Here is a 15,275-nt window from a genome sequence, read left to right on the forward strand (position 1 = left end):
GTTCGCGCGCGGGCCGGCTCACCGGCCCGTCAGGTCACCCGCCGACCGCGAGGGTGAACACGTGCAGGTCCGCGTCGTCCGGGAGCCTGACGCTCCTGATCGTCCTCCCCTCCGGCGCCGTGAACGGCTTGGTGGCGAAGACGTAGGTGGCCACCGGGTCCTTGTCGGCGCCGGCGACGTTGCGGTAGGCGGTCCTCGCGACCGTCTCGTTGCCGTACTGGACGGTGCCGCCCCCGCCGCCGACGGTCCAGTCGGTGAAGGACAGGTCGACGGAGTCGGTGCCGCCGTCGGTGTAGGTGACGGTCGCCGTGGTCTTCTGGTTGCCGTTCACGGCGCTGCCGATGAAGGACAACCGGCCCGCCGGCTCGCTCAGTTCGATGGTCTGCGAGCTGCCGGAGGCGTTGTCGGGGCGGCCCGCCGGGGACTTCGGCCAGGTGTAGGAGAGGCCGTCCACCGTCCCCCGGCTGCCGGGGGTCAGGCCCGCGTCGGCGAGGGCCTGGCGGGAGTAGCTCCAGCCGCCGCCGTCGTAGTCGGCCTCGGAGTGGTCGCCGGTGTCGTCCGAGACGCCGATGTTGTCGTAGGCCGCGAGGAGGGATCCCGGGGCCGCGACGGTGAGCGCCACCGGCTGCGTGTACGACGTGTCGCCGGAGGTCACGGTGACCTTGGCGTCGTAGAACCCCTGCTCCGCGTCGGCGGCGGCGGTGAGGGAGATCCGCTGGGCGCCGTCGCTCACCGTGCCCTCGGCGGGGGCCGCCTTCACTCCCGCGGGCACGTCCACGTGGAAGCGGACCTCGGGCCCGGCTCCCCCGCCGAGGGCGAGGGCGCGGATGTCGAGCGCGGTGCTGCCGCCGGGCGCGAGCGTCGCCGCGGTCGGGCCCACACCGATCTGGTACGGCTGCTCGCCCGTGCGGAAGGAGGGCGGCGCGGCGGACTCCGCGGCGCCCCAGCTCTTGTCGGGGGTCGCGGACAGCGTGTAGTCGAGGGTGCCGCCGTCACGGACGAAGGAGGCCGGGAGCCAGGGCCTGCCGCTGGTGCGGCCGTCCACCCGCAGCGACCGGACGTAGGGACTGTCCGCGGCCGCGCCCCGGGCCCGGATCTCGATGTCGGCGCCGCCCGGACGCTCGATCTCGATCCTCGGGAACAGCGGTGAGGCCAGGACGAGTTCGGCGCGGGAGGGCACCTGGGGATACATGCCGAGCGCGGAGAAGACGTACCAGGACGACATCTCGCCGAGGTCGTCGTTGCCGGGGATGCCCTCGGGCCGCGTCGACCACAGCCGGGTCATGGCCGCCCGGACGGTCTCCTGCGTCCTGTACGGCGCTCCCGCGTAGGCGTACAGGTACGGCACGTTGACCGACGGCTCGTTGTCCATCTCGGACTTGTCCCCGCCGCTGCCGGTGAAGGCCCAGCTCCCGTCCGCGTTGTGGAAGAACGTGTCGAGACGGTCGAGGGCCTTGTCGCGTCCGCCCATGGCGGCGAAGAGGCCCGCCGGGTCGTGCTGCACCATCCAGGTGTACTGGGCCGCCGTGCCCTCGACGAAGCCGTTGCCGGTCGCCGGGGTGAAGCCGGTGACCCAGCTCCCGTCGGCCTTGCGGTTGGCGATGTAGCCGCCGCCGGGATCGGCCGCGACGTTGAAGTTGTTCTGCCACCACTGGGAGCGCCCGGCGAAGTCGGCGGCGGTCTTCTTCTCCCCCGCGGCCCTGGCCAGTTGGGAGATCGCGAAGTCCGCGCCGGACATCTCCAGGGTCTCGGCGGCGCCGCCCCAGGCGTTGGACACGGACGGCATGTAGTGGTGTTCGAGGTACTTGTCGAGCGAGGGGCGCTGGCCCACCGAGAGCACCGGTTTGCCCGCCGGTGACAGGTCCTTCTCGGTCGGCACGGTCGCCGCCTTCACCAGGGAGGCGAGCGCGCCGCGCAGGTCGAAGTCGGTGCCGCCGAACGCGCGGATGCCCGCGAGCGCGGGGGCCGACGGATCGCCGTTCATGACGTGCGTGCCGCTCGCGCCGTGCAGCCAGCGGTCCCAGATTCCCCCGTTCTGCCGGGCGAGTTCGAGGAGCGACTGCGCGATGTCGGAGCCGGTGTCCGGGTCGAGCAGGGTCAGCAGCTGGACCTGGGAGCGGTAGACGTCCCAGCCGGAGAAGGTGCCGTACTGCGCCTCGTGGCCCCGGCCGACGGTGTGCACCTTGTCGTCGGGGCCCCGGTATCTGCGGTCGGCGTCGCTGATGACGTTCGGGTGCAGCAGGGCGTGGTAGAGCGCGGTGTAGAAGGTCGTGCGGTCGCCGTCGGTGCCGCCGCCCACGCCGATCGCGCCGAGCCGCTCGCGCCAGGCACGGTGGGCGGCGCGTTGCACGGAGGCGAAGGAGCGGGACGGCGGGTTCTCCTCGTCCAGGTTGGCGGCGGCGCCCTCCTGGCTGACGTAGGAGATGCCGACCTTGACGTTCACCGGGTCGGTGCCGGGCTCGAACTCCACGTAGCCGCCCGCCCCCCTGCCCGCGAGGGGACGGCCGCCCTGCTCGAACCCTCCGGTGCCGCCGCTCGCCTCGGTGCTCCCCGGGTTCAGCCGGTCGTCCTGCCAGGTGCCGGTGGTCTTGAAGGCGCGGTCGAAGCGCGCGGTGAAGTACAGGGTGTAGTAGGAGCGCCTGCCCTCGGGGTCGAGGTAGCCGCAGAAGTTGCCGGAGGTGACGGAGCCCGAGACGGTCCTGGTCGCCGGGTCGATCCGCACGGCCGAGTCCGTCGACCCCACCTCGGAGTTGGCGGTGCGGATCAGCATCGAGGCGGGCTTGTCGGCGGGGAAGGTGAAGCGGCCCGAGCCGGTGCGCGCGGTCGCCGTGAGGTCGGCGGTCACACCGGAGGCGAGCCCCACCTCGTAGTGGCCGGGCTCGGCCACCTCGTCGGCGTGCGCGAACCCGGAGGCGTAGACGGCGTCCTTGGTGTCGGTCGCCGGGGACGAGGTGACCTCGCCGGCGTACGGGAAGAACGGGATGTCTCCGCTGCCGCCCGCGCATCCCGTTCCGGACATGTGGGTGAGGCTGAAGCCCCGGATGCGCGTGGCGTCGTACTGGTAGCCGCCGGGCGCGGCCGTGCGGGTGGCGTCGCCGCGGGTGTTCTCCGGGCTCCAGGAGAGCATGCCGAAGGGGGTGACGGCGCCCGGGAAGACGTTGCCTCCGTTCCTGGTGCCGATGAGCGGGTCGACGTACGCGGTGGGGTCCTTGACGAGTTCCGGTGGCCCCGACGGAGGTGCGGCGAGCGCCGGGGCGGCGCCGGCGACCGTCAGGGCGACGGCCAGCAGTAACGATGACGGACGGAAACGCATGACGCGGCCCCTCCTCCTTCGGACGGGTCGCGCACCAGGGGTCGCACAAGCCGCAGGGACAGTAACGTGCGTCACGGGTACCACGGAAGACCGCCTGCGCCGCCGGGGGCGCGCCTCGCGGACACTCCGATGGCGTCACGGGAGGCGTGCCGGGCGGTCCCCCTTCCGGCCCGCCGGGGCCGGGGCCCGCGGGCCGCACGGATGCCCTGGCCTCCGCCCCCGGCCTCCCACAAGCACGAACGGGCCGAGATGAGCCGTCAACGTTCTTGACATCGTTGTCCGTTGAGGCGGTAGAGTCGTGCGCAGACCGATCGACAACGTTGTCGCGCACCGCGGTCGCCACAAGCCGCACCATCCCGGGCAGGGCCTCCCCCGCCGCGTCCGGGCTCGCGGACCGGGCGGACGGGTCCGAACCCACCCGCCCGGTCCGCCCCGAGCGCCGCCCGTTCAGCCGACCCGGCAGGGCAGGTCCGTCGACGGATCGCCGCCCGAGCCCTGGACGACGTACCCGAACGTGGTGCTGCCGCCCGGACTCAGCGAGCCGTTCCAGTCGGCGTTGTGCACCATCACGTCCTGACCGCTGTAGGTCGCGTTGCCGCTCCACAGGCTGGCGACCGACTGACCGCCCGGCAGCGCCCAGTCGACCATCCAGCCGAGCATCGGGACCGTACCGGTGTTGGTGACGGTCACCTCGGACTGGTAGCCGCCCGGCCAGCTGTTGGTGGTGCGCCGGGTCGCCGTGCACGCGCCGGGCGGGGGCTCGGTCGGGTTGCCCGGATCGTGGATGCCGGTGACCTCGCCGTTCCCTCCGTCGAAGACGACGTCGGAGCAGGAGTAGAAGGTCTCCGCGCTGTCCGAGCGCTGCCAGACCATGTAGACGATGTGGCGGCCGGTCTTGCCCGCCGGCAGCTTGCCGCTCCAGGAGTAGTTGGCCTCGACCGTGCCCGGGGTGCCGTTGAGCGGCGGATGGTCGACGGTGAGGAACGGCTGGTCCTCCATGGCGTCCCAGGTGAGGGTCCTGGTCGGGTCGAAGCCGTCCTTGGTGATGTAGACGTAGAACCAACCGGGGTGCGCCGCCCAGGCGTTGTACGCGAAGTCGACGGTCGCGCCCGCGGTGAGGTGGGTCAACGGCCAGTCGGAGCGCGGCAGATCGAACCCCGAGAAGTTGGGGTTGCCGCCGCTGCACAGCGAGCCGTCGGGGACGAAGCCGCGGGTGCGTCCGGCGCCGTCCGAGCGCAGCACCGAGAACCAGTTGTAGAACGGCGTGGTCCCGCCGACCTGTTGGGCCGCCTTGCAGGCCGGGTTCACCGGTTTGATCTCACCGGTGTCGGTCAGCCCGTCCTGCCAGCACAGGAACGTACGGCTGCCCGGCTTCATGGGGGTGCCGTGCGCCTCCGCCCGGCCGCCGGTCATGACGATCAGGGCGAGGGCCGGGAGCACGACCAGCAGGGCCAGGAGCACGAGGAAGGGGGACGGGCGACGACGGAGGATCCGTAATCGGGCGCGTGACGGCCGCGTCCCCGCCGTCACACATGGAGAGTCTGTTAAGTACATGACAATCCCTTCGTGGGGTGTACGGGATCGGGCGAGGCGGGAGCGACTCCCCGCGCGAGTTCCGGTTCACCCATGGGAGCGCTCCCACCTCACTCGGAAAGTAGCGCGCCCGGGAACCCCTGTAAACGCCTGGCGCATCGCACGCGTCCGTCGGGGTCCCGGCCCGGTCCACCGGACGGCCGAGGGCCGCACCCCCGTCGGACGGGAGTGCGGCCCTCGTGCTCCGTACGGAGCGGTCCTACAACTGCTTCACCGGACCGCTCAGTTGCGGATCAGGTTGCGCAGCACGTACTGCATGATGCCGCCGTTGCGGTAGTAGTCCGCCTCGCCGGGGGTGTCGATGCGGACGACCGCGTCGAACTCGACGCCGGTGTCGGTGGTGACCTTCACCGTGCGCGGGGTGGTGCCGTTGTTGAGCTCCTCGACGCCGGTGATGGAGAAGGTCTCCTCGCCGGTCAGACCGAGGGACTCGGCGTTCGCGCCCTCCGGGAACTGGAGCGGCAGGACGCCCATGCCGATGAGGTTCGAGCGGTGGATGCGCTCGTACGATTCGGCGACGACGGCCTTGACGCCGAGGAGCGCGGTGCCCTTGGCGGCCCAGTCGCGGGACGAGCCGGAGCCGTACTCCTTGCCGGCCAGGATGACCAGCGGGATGCCCTGCTCGATGTAGTTGCGCGAGGCGTCGTAGATGAACGCGACGGGCGCGCCCTCGACGGTGAAGTCGCGGGTGTAGCCGCCCTCGGTGCCCGGCGCGATCTGGTTGCGCAGGCGGATGTTGGCGAACGTACCGCGGATCATGACCTCGTGGTTGCCGCGGCGCGAGCCGTAGCTGTTGAAGTCACGGCGCTCGACACCGTGCTCCGTGAGGTACTTGCCTCCGGGGGTGTCGGCCTTGATCGCGCCGGCCGGGGAGATGTGGTCGGTGGTGACCGAGTCGCCGAGCTTGGCGAGGACGCGCGCGCCGGCGATGTCCGAGACCGGGGTGGTCTCCATCGTCATGCCCTCGAAGTAAGGGGGCTTGCGGACGTAGGTCGACTGCGGGTCCCACTCGAAGGTGTTGCCCTCGGGGATCGGCAGCGCCTGCCACTGGGCGTCGCCCGCGAAGACGTCCTGGTAGGACTTGCTGAACATGTCCTCGCCGATGGCGTTCGCCACGACGTCGTTGACCTCGGCCTCGGAGGGCCAGATGTCGGCCAGGTAGACCGGCTTGCCCTCGGTGTCGGTGCCGAGCGCGTCGCGGGTGATGTCCACCTTCATGGAGCCCGCGATGGCGTAGGCGACGACCAGCGGCGGGGAGGCCAGGTAGTTCATCTTGACGTCGGGGTTGATGCGGCCCTCGAAGTTCCGGTTGCCGGAGAGGACCGAGGTGACCGCGAGGTCGTGGTCGTTGACGGCCTTGGAGACCTCGTCCGGCAGCGGGCCGGAGTTGCCGATGCAGGTGGTGCAGCCGTAACCGACCAGGTTGAAGCCGACCTTGTCGAGGTAGGGGGTGAGCCCCGCCTTGTCGAAGTAGTCGGTGACGACCTTGGAGCCCGGGGCGAGGGTGGTCTTGACCCACGGCTTGCGGGTCAGGCCCTTCTCCACGGCCTTCTTCGCGACGAGCGCGGCGGCGACCATGACGTACGGGTTCGAGGTGTTGGTGCAGGAGGTGATGGCCGCGACCGTCACCGCACCGTGGTCGATCGTGTAGGTCGTGCCGTCGGGGGCGGTGACCTGGACCGGGTTGGACGGCACGCCGTTCGTGGCGGCCGGGGCGTCGGAGGCCGGGAAGGACTCCTCGCCCGCCTCGTCGGCGGTGGAGACGTAGTTCAGGACGTCGGTCTTGAACTGCTCGGCGGCGTTCGCGAGGACGATGCGGTCCTGCGGGCGCTTCGGGCCGGCGATCGAGGGGACGACCGTGGAGAGGTCGAGCTCCAGCTTCTCGGAGAAGTCGGGCTCGGCGGCCGGGTCGAGCCAGAGGCCCTGCTCCTTGGCGTACGCCTCGACGAGCGCGACCTGCTGCTCGGAGCGGCCGGTGAGCTTGAGGTAGTTCAGGGTCTCGCCGTCGATCGGGAAGATCGCGGCGGTGGAGCCGAACTCCGGCGACATGTTGCCGATGGTGGCGCGGTTGGCCAGCGACGTGGCGGCCACGCCCTCGCCGTAGAACTCGACGAACTTGCCGACGACACCGTGCTTGCGCAGCATCTCGGTGATGGTCAGCACGAGGTCGGTGGCGGTGGTGCCGGTCGGCAGCTCGCCGGTCAGCTTGAAGCCGACGACGCGCGGGATCAGCATGGAGACCGGCTGGCCGAGCATCGCGGCCTCGGCCTCGATGCCGCCGACGCCCCAGCCGAGCACGCCGAGGCCGTTGACCATCGTGGTGTGCGAGTCGGTGCCGACGAGGGTGTCGGGGTACGCCTGGCCGTTGCGGACCATGACCGTACGCGCCAGGTGCTCGATGTTCACCTGGTGGACGATGCCGGTGCCCGGCGGGACGACCTTGAAGTCGTCGAACGCGGTCTGGCCCCAGCGCAGGAACTGGTAGCGCTCCTTGTTGCGGCCGTACTCCAGCTCGACGTTCTGGCCGAAGGCGTCCTTCGTGCCGAACTTGTCGGCGATGACGGAGTGGTCGATGACCAGCTCGGCCGGGGAGAGCGGGTTGACCTTGGCCGGGTCGCCGCCGAGCTCCTTGACGGCCTCACGCATGGTGGCGAGGTCGACGACACAGGGCACGCCGGTGAAGTCCTGCATGATCACGCGGGCGGGCGTGAACTGGATCTCCTGGCTGGGCTGGGCCTGCGAGTCCCAGCCGCCGAGGGCCCGGATGTGGTCGGCGGTGATGTTCGCGCCGTCCTCCGTGCGGAGCAGGTTCTCCAGCAGCACCTTCAGGCTGTACGGAAGGCGAGCCGAGCCTTCCACCTTGTCCAGCCGGAAGATCTCGTACGACTCGTCGCCCACCTGCAGCGTGCTGCGGGCGTCGAAGCTGTTCGCCGACACGACAGTCTCCTTCATTGATGTGCGCGTTCCCACCGCATCCTGCCGCCACGACGCCATGGCCGATCCGCTAAGGTAAGGCTAAGTTAGGTAACCCTTACCGCCAGACCCGATGACGGCGTGCGGCTGCGGTACGCCTCGGCAGATATCTCGATGTCGAGATAACTCTAGTGCATGGGGGCGGACAGGTCATGTCCGCACGCCCGCATGTCCGGGCCGTTCCACTTATCCCATGAAAGGGAGAAAGTCCGCATCGTCCGGCACCGCCCCCTCACGGGGCCGCATCCATGCCCCACGCGCAAGGAACTTGACGCCCCGAAGCCCGGGACAGGCACACCGCGGCCGTTCGGGGGTACCCGGTGTCCGCCGGGAACGCCCCGGCACGACGACCCAGGGGGGCACCATGCCGCTCACCTTCCGCAAGAGCTTCCGCATCCTTCCCGGGGTGCGGCTCAACATCAACCGCAAGTCGTGGTCCATCACCACGGGCGGACACCACGGGCCGAAGCACACCCACAGCAGCACCGGGCGCAGGACGACGTCGATGGACCTGCCGGGGCCGTTCGGGTGGCGCAAGACGACGCGCAAGGCAAAGTAGCCCAATAGAGACAAATCACTTACCTCCGACGAACCGTCACGGAGGTACTCCTTCATGGCACTCGCCGACGGCGGCGCGGGCCCGCCGGGCCACCGGGCGCACCGCGGGCGCCGCCGCCGCGCCGGTGCGGGACACCCGAACTCCCCCTCGAACACCGTCAGGTGACCCCCGCCACCCGGAAGGCCCCGTTCCATTTCGTTTTATCTCACATCCGATATACGGTCGCGCCATGGCAGACGACTACCTCGTACGTATCGGCAAGCTCATCCGTGACGCCCGGCAACACCGAGGCTGGACGCAGTCGCAGCTCGCCGAGGCACTCGGCACCAGCCAGAGCGCCGTCAATCGCATCGAGCGCGGCAACCAGAACATCAGCCTTGAGATGATCGCCCGGATCGGCGAGGCGCTGGACAGCGAGATCGTCTCGCTCGGTTATGCGGGTCCGATGCATCTGCGCGTCGTCGGCGGGCGTCGTCTGTCCGGCTCGATCGACGTCAAGACCAGCAAGAACGCCTGCGTCGCGCTGCTGTGCGCGACGCTCCTGAACAAGGGGCGCACGGTGCTGCGCCGGGTGGCCCGCATCGAAGAGGTCTACCGCCTGCTGGAGGTCCTCAACTCGATCGGCGTCCGCACCCGCTGGATCAACAACGGCGTCGACCTGGAGATCGTGCCGCCGAGCGAGCTGGACATGGAGTCGATCGACGCCGAGGCCGCCATCCGCACGCGGTCCATCATCATGTTCCTCGGCCCGCTGCTGCACCGTCTGGACGCCTTCAAGCTGCCCTACGCGGGCGGTTGCGACCTCGGCACCCGCACCATCGAGCCGCACATGATCGCGCTGCGCCGGTTCGGCCTCGACATCGCCGCGACCGAGGGGCTCTACCACGCCCAGGTCGACCGGTCCGTCACACCCGGACGGCCGATCGTACTGACCGAGCGCGGGGACACGGTCACCGAGAACGCGCTGCTCGCCGCCGCCCGCCACGACGGTGTCACGGTCATCCGCAACGCGTCCTCCAACTACATGGTCCAGGACCTGTGCTTCTTCCTGGAGGCCCTGGGCGTACGGGTGGAGGGCATCGGCACCACGACGCTCACCGTGCACGGCGTGCCGAACATCGACGTCGACGTGGACTACTCGCCCTCCGAGGACCCGGTCGAGGCGATGAGCCTGCTCGCCGCCGCCGTGGTCACCGAGTCGGAGCTGACGGTGCGCCGGGTGCCGATCGAGTTCCTGGAGATCGAGCTCGCGGTCCTGGAGGAAATGGGCCTCGACCACGACCGCACCCCCGAGTACTTCGCGGACAACGGCCGTACGCGGCTGATCGACCTGACCGTGCGGCCCTCCAAGCTGGAGGCGCCCATCGACAAGATCCACCCGATGCCGTTCCCGGGCCTGAACATCGACAACGTCCCGTTCTTCGCGGCCATCGCGGCCACCGCGCAGGGCCAGACGCTGATCCACGACTGGGTCTACGACAACCGGGCGATCTACCTGACGGACCTCAACCGCCTCGGCGGCCGGCTCCAGCTGCTCGACCCGCACCGGGTGCTCGTCGAGGGCCCGACCCGCTGGCGCGCCGCCGAGATGATGTGCCCGCCCGCGCTGCGCCCCGCCGTGGTCGTGCTGCTCGCGATGATGGCGGCCGAGGGCACCTCGGTGCTGCGGAACGTGTACGTCATCAACCGCGGTTACGAGGACCTCGCCGAGCGCCTGAACTCGATCGGCGCCCAGATCGAGATCTTCCGGGACATCTGAGCGCCGCCGGAAAAAGCGCCGTCACCTCCCTTTCCGACCTGCATGAACGCGGGACGGAAAGGGAGGTGACGGCGCCTCTGGGACTTTGGGCCGGACCGAAGGCTTCCGGTCGCTGCGCACTCGGCATGATGCGTCATCGGAAAGACATCGCAGAAGACGGAGCAGGAGAAAACCCAGGTCAAGATCTCTTTCTGGCCCGTACCTCCGGCGATTCACGGCCCAGAGCGTCAAACAAGCGTCACGGCTGTGGGAGTGGGATCGAAGAAGGTGACGCCCTGTCGACGGCGGCGCGGATGAAGGCGATGCCGTCCCTGTGGTCGGGCCGGGCCGTGCCGTGGCTGAGCCTCATGCGGCCGAGGTCCGATCGCTGACACCTGCCCGGTCCGTCTCGGACACCGTCCGCAGGCGCGCCGCCTCCTCCGTCAACCGGCTCGCGGTCGAGGTGCCCAGTGGATCGCTTGCGGCGGCCATCGGCCAGGCGGCCGAGACGGGAGTCGTCTGCGGCGGGACCACCAAGAGGTTCCAGTGACCCATGCGGTACGAGAGCAGCAGCAGTTCGTGCGGGTCCCGCTCGGCCAGGAACCAGCCCACCTTCACCACGTGCCCGGCGACGGACACCCTGAACGGAACGACCGGCCAGTGGGTGGAATTCACCGTGACCCGGGTGATCCGCCCCCCCCCACAACGGATCCAATACGGCCGTGAGGGAAAGAAGTTCGGCCCGAGATCGCGGGAGCGGGGCCACCGCGCGCCATCCAGCAGAGCCGGTACGGGGCCGGTGGGAGCACGGACACCGGTCCGCCGAGGACCGCGACCGCGCTCATGCCGGCGGAACGGGCACACCTCGGAAGCAGGGCGCGGGCCGGGAAGGACGGGAGCGGCGGTGTCCTCTCGTCACACGGCCGGAATCAGCGACGCAATGCCGGGATGTGATGGCACGCGGAACGCGCCGCCCGTCGCGACCGGGCGGCACAGGGGCGGGTCCCGTCACACGTGATCGCCGGCGGCTGCTGCCATGAGCGGTTCCGCGGCCTCCTCGGTCGTGTCCGGAGGCACGACCAGCAGGTCCCAGCGCCCCTGGCCGGGGGCGAGCAGGACGATCGTGTGCGGGGCGGATACCGCCACGGTCCTGCGCAGTCGTACGACCTGGTTGAAGACGAGCATCCGGCCGGGCACCGCGGGCCACGTCGCCCCGTGGACGGTGACGCTGGTGATGTGACCCCACGCGCGTGGCAAACCAGCGAGCAGCTGGGGGAGTTCGGCGAGCAGGTCGGACGAACGGGGCCACCACGCTCCGTCGATGGGCCGGGGCATGCCGCTGCGGGACGCGAGACGCAGCCGGAGGAGGGGGCGGGCGGGAGGCGGGGACTGCAGTGCGGTGGTCATGAAGGGCTCCTGCCAGCTGTTGTAAGAGATCGGGTGGTCGGCGTCAGGCGCGGCGGGCCGCGACCCGCTCCGCAGTCGGCCAGCGCACGTCGTGCACCCAGCCGATGACGTCGCCCTGGAAACTCATCGGCCCTGCCACCGCGAGCGCGATGCGCACGGGACGGACGGCCCGGTAGCCGCCGCGGGTGAGGCCGCGGTGGAAGCCGACCGTGACGCCGAGACCCGTGATCACGTAGAGGACGACGGCGAGCACCATGTCGGCGGGATGGACCGGCCTCCCCCACAGCAGCCAGCCGGCGAGACCGATCGCCACGAACGGCAGGACGACGATCACCGTCGTCACCGTGACGTACAGCCGCTCACCACCGTCGCGCGCGGGCGCCGGGCCGTCCGGCGGGAAGGGGGACGTCCCGTCGTAGCCCTGGGGTGGCGGGGCGGGGCCGGCGGCGTGACCGCCGTGGACGTGCTGGGACTCAATGGCATACCTGGCTCCTCGGCCTGGATGCGGATGGCGCAGCCGGATCACGGGCTGCCCATGTGAGGACGGTGGAGTGCTGTGGAAGGCACATGGTCCGGAGAAATGCGGAACACGAGACGACGGTCCGGGACCGGCCGGATTTCCGGCATCGGATTTCCGGCATACGGAAAGTCTTCCTCCCGTCCACCGTACTCCCGTCTGTGCGGCAACAGCGGCTGTTTCGGAAGCGGCATCGCGTTCACACGGACAGAGCCCCCGATGAATCCCGCTGGTCGTGGCCAGGCACTCGGGCCAGGACGGGTGGTGACAACCATGGCAACACCGCACCGGCGGAAGAACTGCCGCGAAGCGATCATGAAAATCCTGTACGCCGCACGGAGGCGGAGGACTTCCTGATGTCTCCGGCGCCGAACTGCGTGACGATCTGGCGATCCCTGAGCAGGATCTGGCCGCGGCCTGTACTTGTCCGGTGGGCGAAGGACTCGTCACGGTCCGCTGGGCCCACCGAGACGCACCCGCGACGGTCACGCCGACACACCGGGGAATACGGCTCGTGGAGACCGAGGAGGAGGATCGCGGCTGTCTTCCGGGACCAACGCCAGAGGGCCGGCGCGGAGGGTCCCGTTCATCGGGACGAAGGCGGGTGAGCAGGAGCTCGTGCCGACCGTGCGAGCGGGTTCCCGTCGGGGGATCATCGGTACTGACGTGTCGGTTCCCCTGATACGCGCGCGGTCTTCGGTGGGAGGCTGTCATGGCTGGAGGGCGGCGTGGTGGAGGATGCGGTGCCCGGTGCGGGAGGTGAGGGGCAGTCGTGGCTGGCGGCCGAACCGGACTTCTGGCGGCAGGTCGTCGAGCAGCTGAGCACGGCCCTGATGGTGGTGGATCCGGGCGGCCGGATCCTCGCCGTCAACTCAGCCGCCGAACGGCTGCTGGGCCGAGCCACCCGCGCGATACGCGGGAAGGACGCGCACGATCTGCTGCACCGGGACACGGACGGCGGCACTCTCCCGCGCGAGCGGTGCCTGCTGCTCCGGGCACTGGCCGAGGGGGCCGCCGCGCGCGGGGAGGGCGACAGCTACCTGCGCGGTGACGGTCGCCTGGTCACGATCTCGTGGTCCGCCTCTCCCCTGACGGACGGCGGCTCGTTCAAGGGCATGGCCGTGCTGTTCACCGACGTCATGAGCGACCGCAGCGCGCGCCGGGAGCGTGCGGCCTATACGAGTGCCCTGGAGGACCTCAACGAGCGGCTGACGCTGGTCGCGGAGATCACCGATGTCCTGGGTCAGACCCTGGAGACCGACGAGGCACTCGCCCGGCTGGGCCGCCTGCTGGTTCCTCGCCTCGCCGACTGGGTGGCGGTTGACCTCCGGACCGGTTCCGGACAGGTCCACCGAGTGGCGGTGACCGGCCCCGCGGGCCGGGATGCCGGGCTGGAGGGCCGGCGCGAGCGCCTTCCCGACAACGGGGAGGCGGACCGCTCAGCTCTTGTCCAGGTGCTGCACGGAGGTGATCCCGTGCTGCAGAACGAGCAGGACGCGCAGGACGAGGCGGGGACGACCACGGCGCCCGGCTCTCCCCTGGCCGTCGCCCACCGCGACTTCCTGCGGACGGTGGACGCGACGTCCGCCATCACGGTCCCGCTGGGCTCCTACCAGCAGATCACCGGCGCCCTCACGGTGGTGCGCACCGATCCGGCGCACCCCTTCGACACAGCCGACCTGGAGGTGGTGAGCGACATCGGCCGCCGGGTCGGTCTGGTCATCGACAACGCACGGCTGTTCGGCCGCCAGCGCGCCGTCGCCGAGGCCATGCAGCACAACCTGCTCGCCCCGCTGCCCCAGCCCGGCCGCCTGCGGCTGGCCGCCCGCTACCAGCCCGCCCCCGCCGGCTCCCAGGTCGGCGGCGACTGGTACGACGCGTTCGAGCTGAAGGACGGCACGCTCGCGCTGGTCATCGGCGACGTCGTGGGTCACGACCTGACCGCGGCCGCCGGGATGGCCCAACTGCACGGCATCCTGCGGTCCCTGGCCTGGGACCACACCGGACCGCCCGGCGCTGTCGTCGACCGCCTCGACGACGCCATGCCCGCCATCACCACCGTCCCCATGGCCACCCTCGTCCTCGCACAGGTCGAGGGTCACCCGCACACCGGCCCATGGACCCTGCGGTGGACCAGCGCCGGACACCCGCCGCCTCTCCTCCTGCCCCCCGGCGGACACGCGCAGTACCTCGAAGCCGGACAGGGAATCGTCCTCGGCGTCCCCGTGGACACCGGCGTGGGCCGGCCGGACGCCACGCACCCCCTGCCGCCGGGTTCCACCCTGCTGCTCTACACCGACGGCCTGGTCGAAATCCCCGGCAGCGACCTCGACACCGGCCTGGACCGGCTGCGTCGCCACGCCCTCGCTCTCGCCCACGCACCGCTGGACACGCTGTGCGACCAACTGCTCGCCCGTATGCCGCCCGGCAGCACCGACGACGTGGCCCTGCTCGCCCTGCGTCTGCCGACGCTGTGACAAAGGAAGTTGTGGCTTCGGGGAGCCGGAGGGCGACCGGGGCCGGGAGGCATACTCGGCGGCATGACTGCTCACAGCGCTCCCGGAGCCCTGACCGTACCCGTCGCCCCCGGCACGGCCGCCTGCGCCGCCGCCCTGGAGGTCGCCACCGCCTACTGCTCCCCCGCCCTGCTCAACCATTCGGTGCGCTCCTACGTGTGGGCCTCCGCGTACGCCGCGCAGCGTGGCATCGAGCACGACGCCGAGCTGTTGTACGTGTCGGCGCTGCTCCACGACATCGGGCTGGTGGCGGAGTTCGACAGTCACACGGTCGACTTCGACGTGGCCGGCGGGCACGTGGCCTGGGTGTTCGCGGCGGGTGCCGGGTGGCCCGCGGAGCGTCGGCGGCGGCTGTCGGAAGTCATCGTCCGGCACATGTGGGACGTGGTGGACCTGCGGGAGGACCCGGAGGGCCATCTGCTGGAGCGGGCGACCGGCGTGGACATCTCGGGGCGGCACCTGGACGATTTCACCGCAGGGTTCCAGGCGGAGGTGCTGGCCCGGTACCCGCGCGCGGGGCTCGCGGACGAGTTCCTGGCCTGCTTCCAGGACCAGGCGGCCCGCAAGCCGCAGAGCTCACCGGCCACATCGGTCCGAGGTGGCCTCGCCGAGCGCGTCCGGGTGAACCCGCTGGACCGCCCGGCCGGCTGACCTGCCGG

Annotated in this window: 10 protein-coding genes; 4 read left to right on the forward strand and 6 right to left on the reverse strand. The window is 70.7% G+C overall.

Annotation, left to right across the window (positions count from 1 at the left end; translation table 11 throughout):
• Positions 1-34 precede the first annotated feature (34 nt).
• The 3 genes from CW362_RS05055 to acnA form a co-directional block, all read right to left on the reverse strand.
• Positions 35-3,313 carry a GH92 family glycosyl hydrolase gene (locus tag CW362_RS05055; protein WP_103548129.1) on the reverse strand — a complete coding sequence of 1,093 codons (3,279 nt, stop codon included), beginning with the start codon at positions 3,311-3,313 and terminating at the stop codon, positions 35-37.
• 447 nt (positions 3,314-3,760) lie between these two features.
• Positions 3,761-4,867 carry a lytic polysaccharide monooxygenase auxiliary activity family 9 protein gene (locus CW362_RS05060; RefSeq protein WP_103548130.1) on the reverse strand — a complete coding sequence of 369 codons (1,107 nt, stop codon included), beginning with the start codon at positions 4,865-4,867 and terminating at the stop codon, positions 3,761-3,763.
• 261 nt (positions 4,868-5,128) lie between these two features.
• Complete coding sequence (gene acnA / locus CW362_RS05065) at positions 5,129-7,843, reverse strand: aconitate hydratase AcnA (RefSeq protein WP_103548226.1); 2,715 nt, start codon at positions 7,841-7,843, stop codon at positions 5,129-5,131.
• Between the two features lie 400 nt (positions 7,844-8,243).
• Here acnA and CW362_RS05070 point away from each other — a divergent pair, with 400 nt between their 5' ends.
• Positions 8,244-8,438 carry a DUF4236 domain-containing protein gene (locus CW362_RS05070; protein WP_103548131.1) on the forward strand — a complete coding sequence of 65 codons (195 nt, stop codon included), beginning with the start codon at positions 8,244-8,246 and terminating at the stop codon, positions 8,436-8,438.
• Between the two features lie 229 nt (positions 8,439-8,667).
• The gene (locus CW362_RS05075; protein ID WP_103548132.1) at positions 8,668-10,197 is read left to right on the forward strand and encodes a helix-turn-helix domain-containing protein; all 1,530 of its coding nucleotides are present in this window, start codon (positions 8,668-8,670) and stop codon (positions 10,195-10,197) included.
• Positions 10,198-10,542: 345 nt separating this feature from the next.
• Here CW362_RS05075 and CW362_RS05080 read toward each other — a convergent pair whose 3' ends face one another.
• The 3 genes from CW362_RS05080 to CW362_RS05090 form a co-directional block, all read right to left on the reverse strand.
• Entirely contained in the window at positions 10,543-11,040 is a 498-nt protein-coding gene (locus CW362_RS05080; protein WP_240657647.1) for a DUF5994 family protein, read from the reverse strand.
• A 144-nt stretch (positions 11,041-11,184) separates the two neighbouring features.
• Positions 11,185-11,583: a DUF5994 family protein gene (locus tag CW362_RS05085; protein ID WP_103548133.1), complete on the reverse strand. Its 399-nt coding sequence runs from the start codon at positions 11,581-11,583 to the stop codon at positions 11,185-11,187.
• A 43-nt stretch (positions 11,584-11,626) separates the two neighbouring features.
• Complete coding sequence (locus tag CW362_RS05090; protein ID WP_338069049.1) at positions 11,627-12,109, reverse strand: hypothetical protein; 483 nt, start codon at positions 12,107-12,109, stop codon at positions 11,627-11,629.
• A 719-nt stretch (positions 12,110-12,828) separates the two neighbouring features.
• On the opposite strand from CW362_RS05090, the gene CW362_RS05100 reads away from it, so the two are divergent.
• Both CW362_RS05100 and CW362_RS05105 read left to right on the forward strand, forming a co-directional pair.
• Positions 12,829-14,577 carry a SpoIIE family protein phosphatase gene (locus CW362_RS05100; RefSeq protein ID WP_240657648.1) on the forward strand — a complete coding sequence of 583 codons (1,749 nt, stop codon included), beginning with the start codon at positions 12,829-12,831 and terminating at the stop codon, positions 14,575-14,577.
• A gap of 63 nt (positions 14,578-14,640) precedes the next feature.
• A complete protein-coding gene (locus tag CW362_RS05105) occupies positions 14,641-15,267 on the forward strand; it encodes an HD domain-containing protein (RefSeq protein ID WP_103548134.1) in 627 nt (208 codons plus the stop codon).
• Positions 15,268-15,275: the final 8 nt, after the last annotated feature.

It is taken from the genome of Streptomyces populi (assembly GCF_002911015.1).
In the GTDB taxonomy this organism is placed as follows: domain Bacteria; phylum Actinomycetota; class Actinomycetes; order Streptomycetales; family Streptomycetaceae; genus Streptomyces; species Streptomyces populi.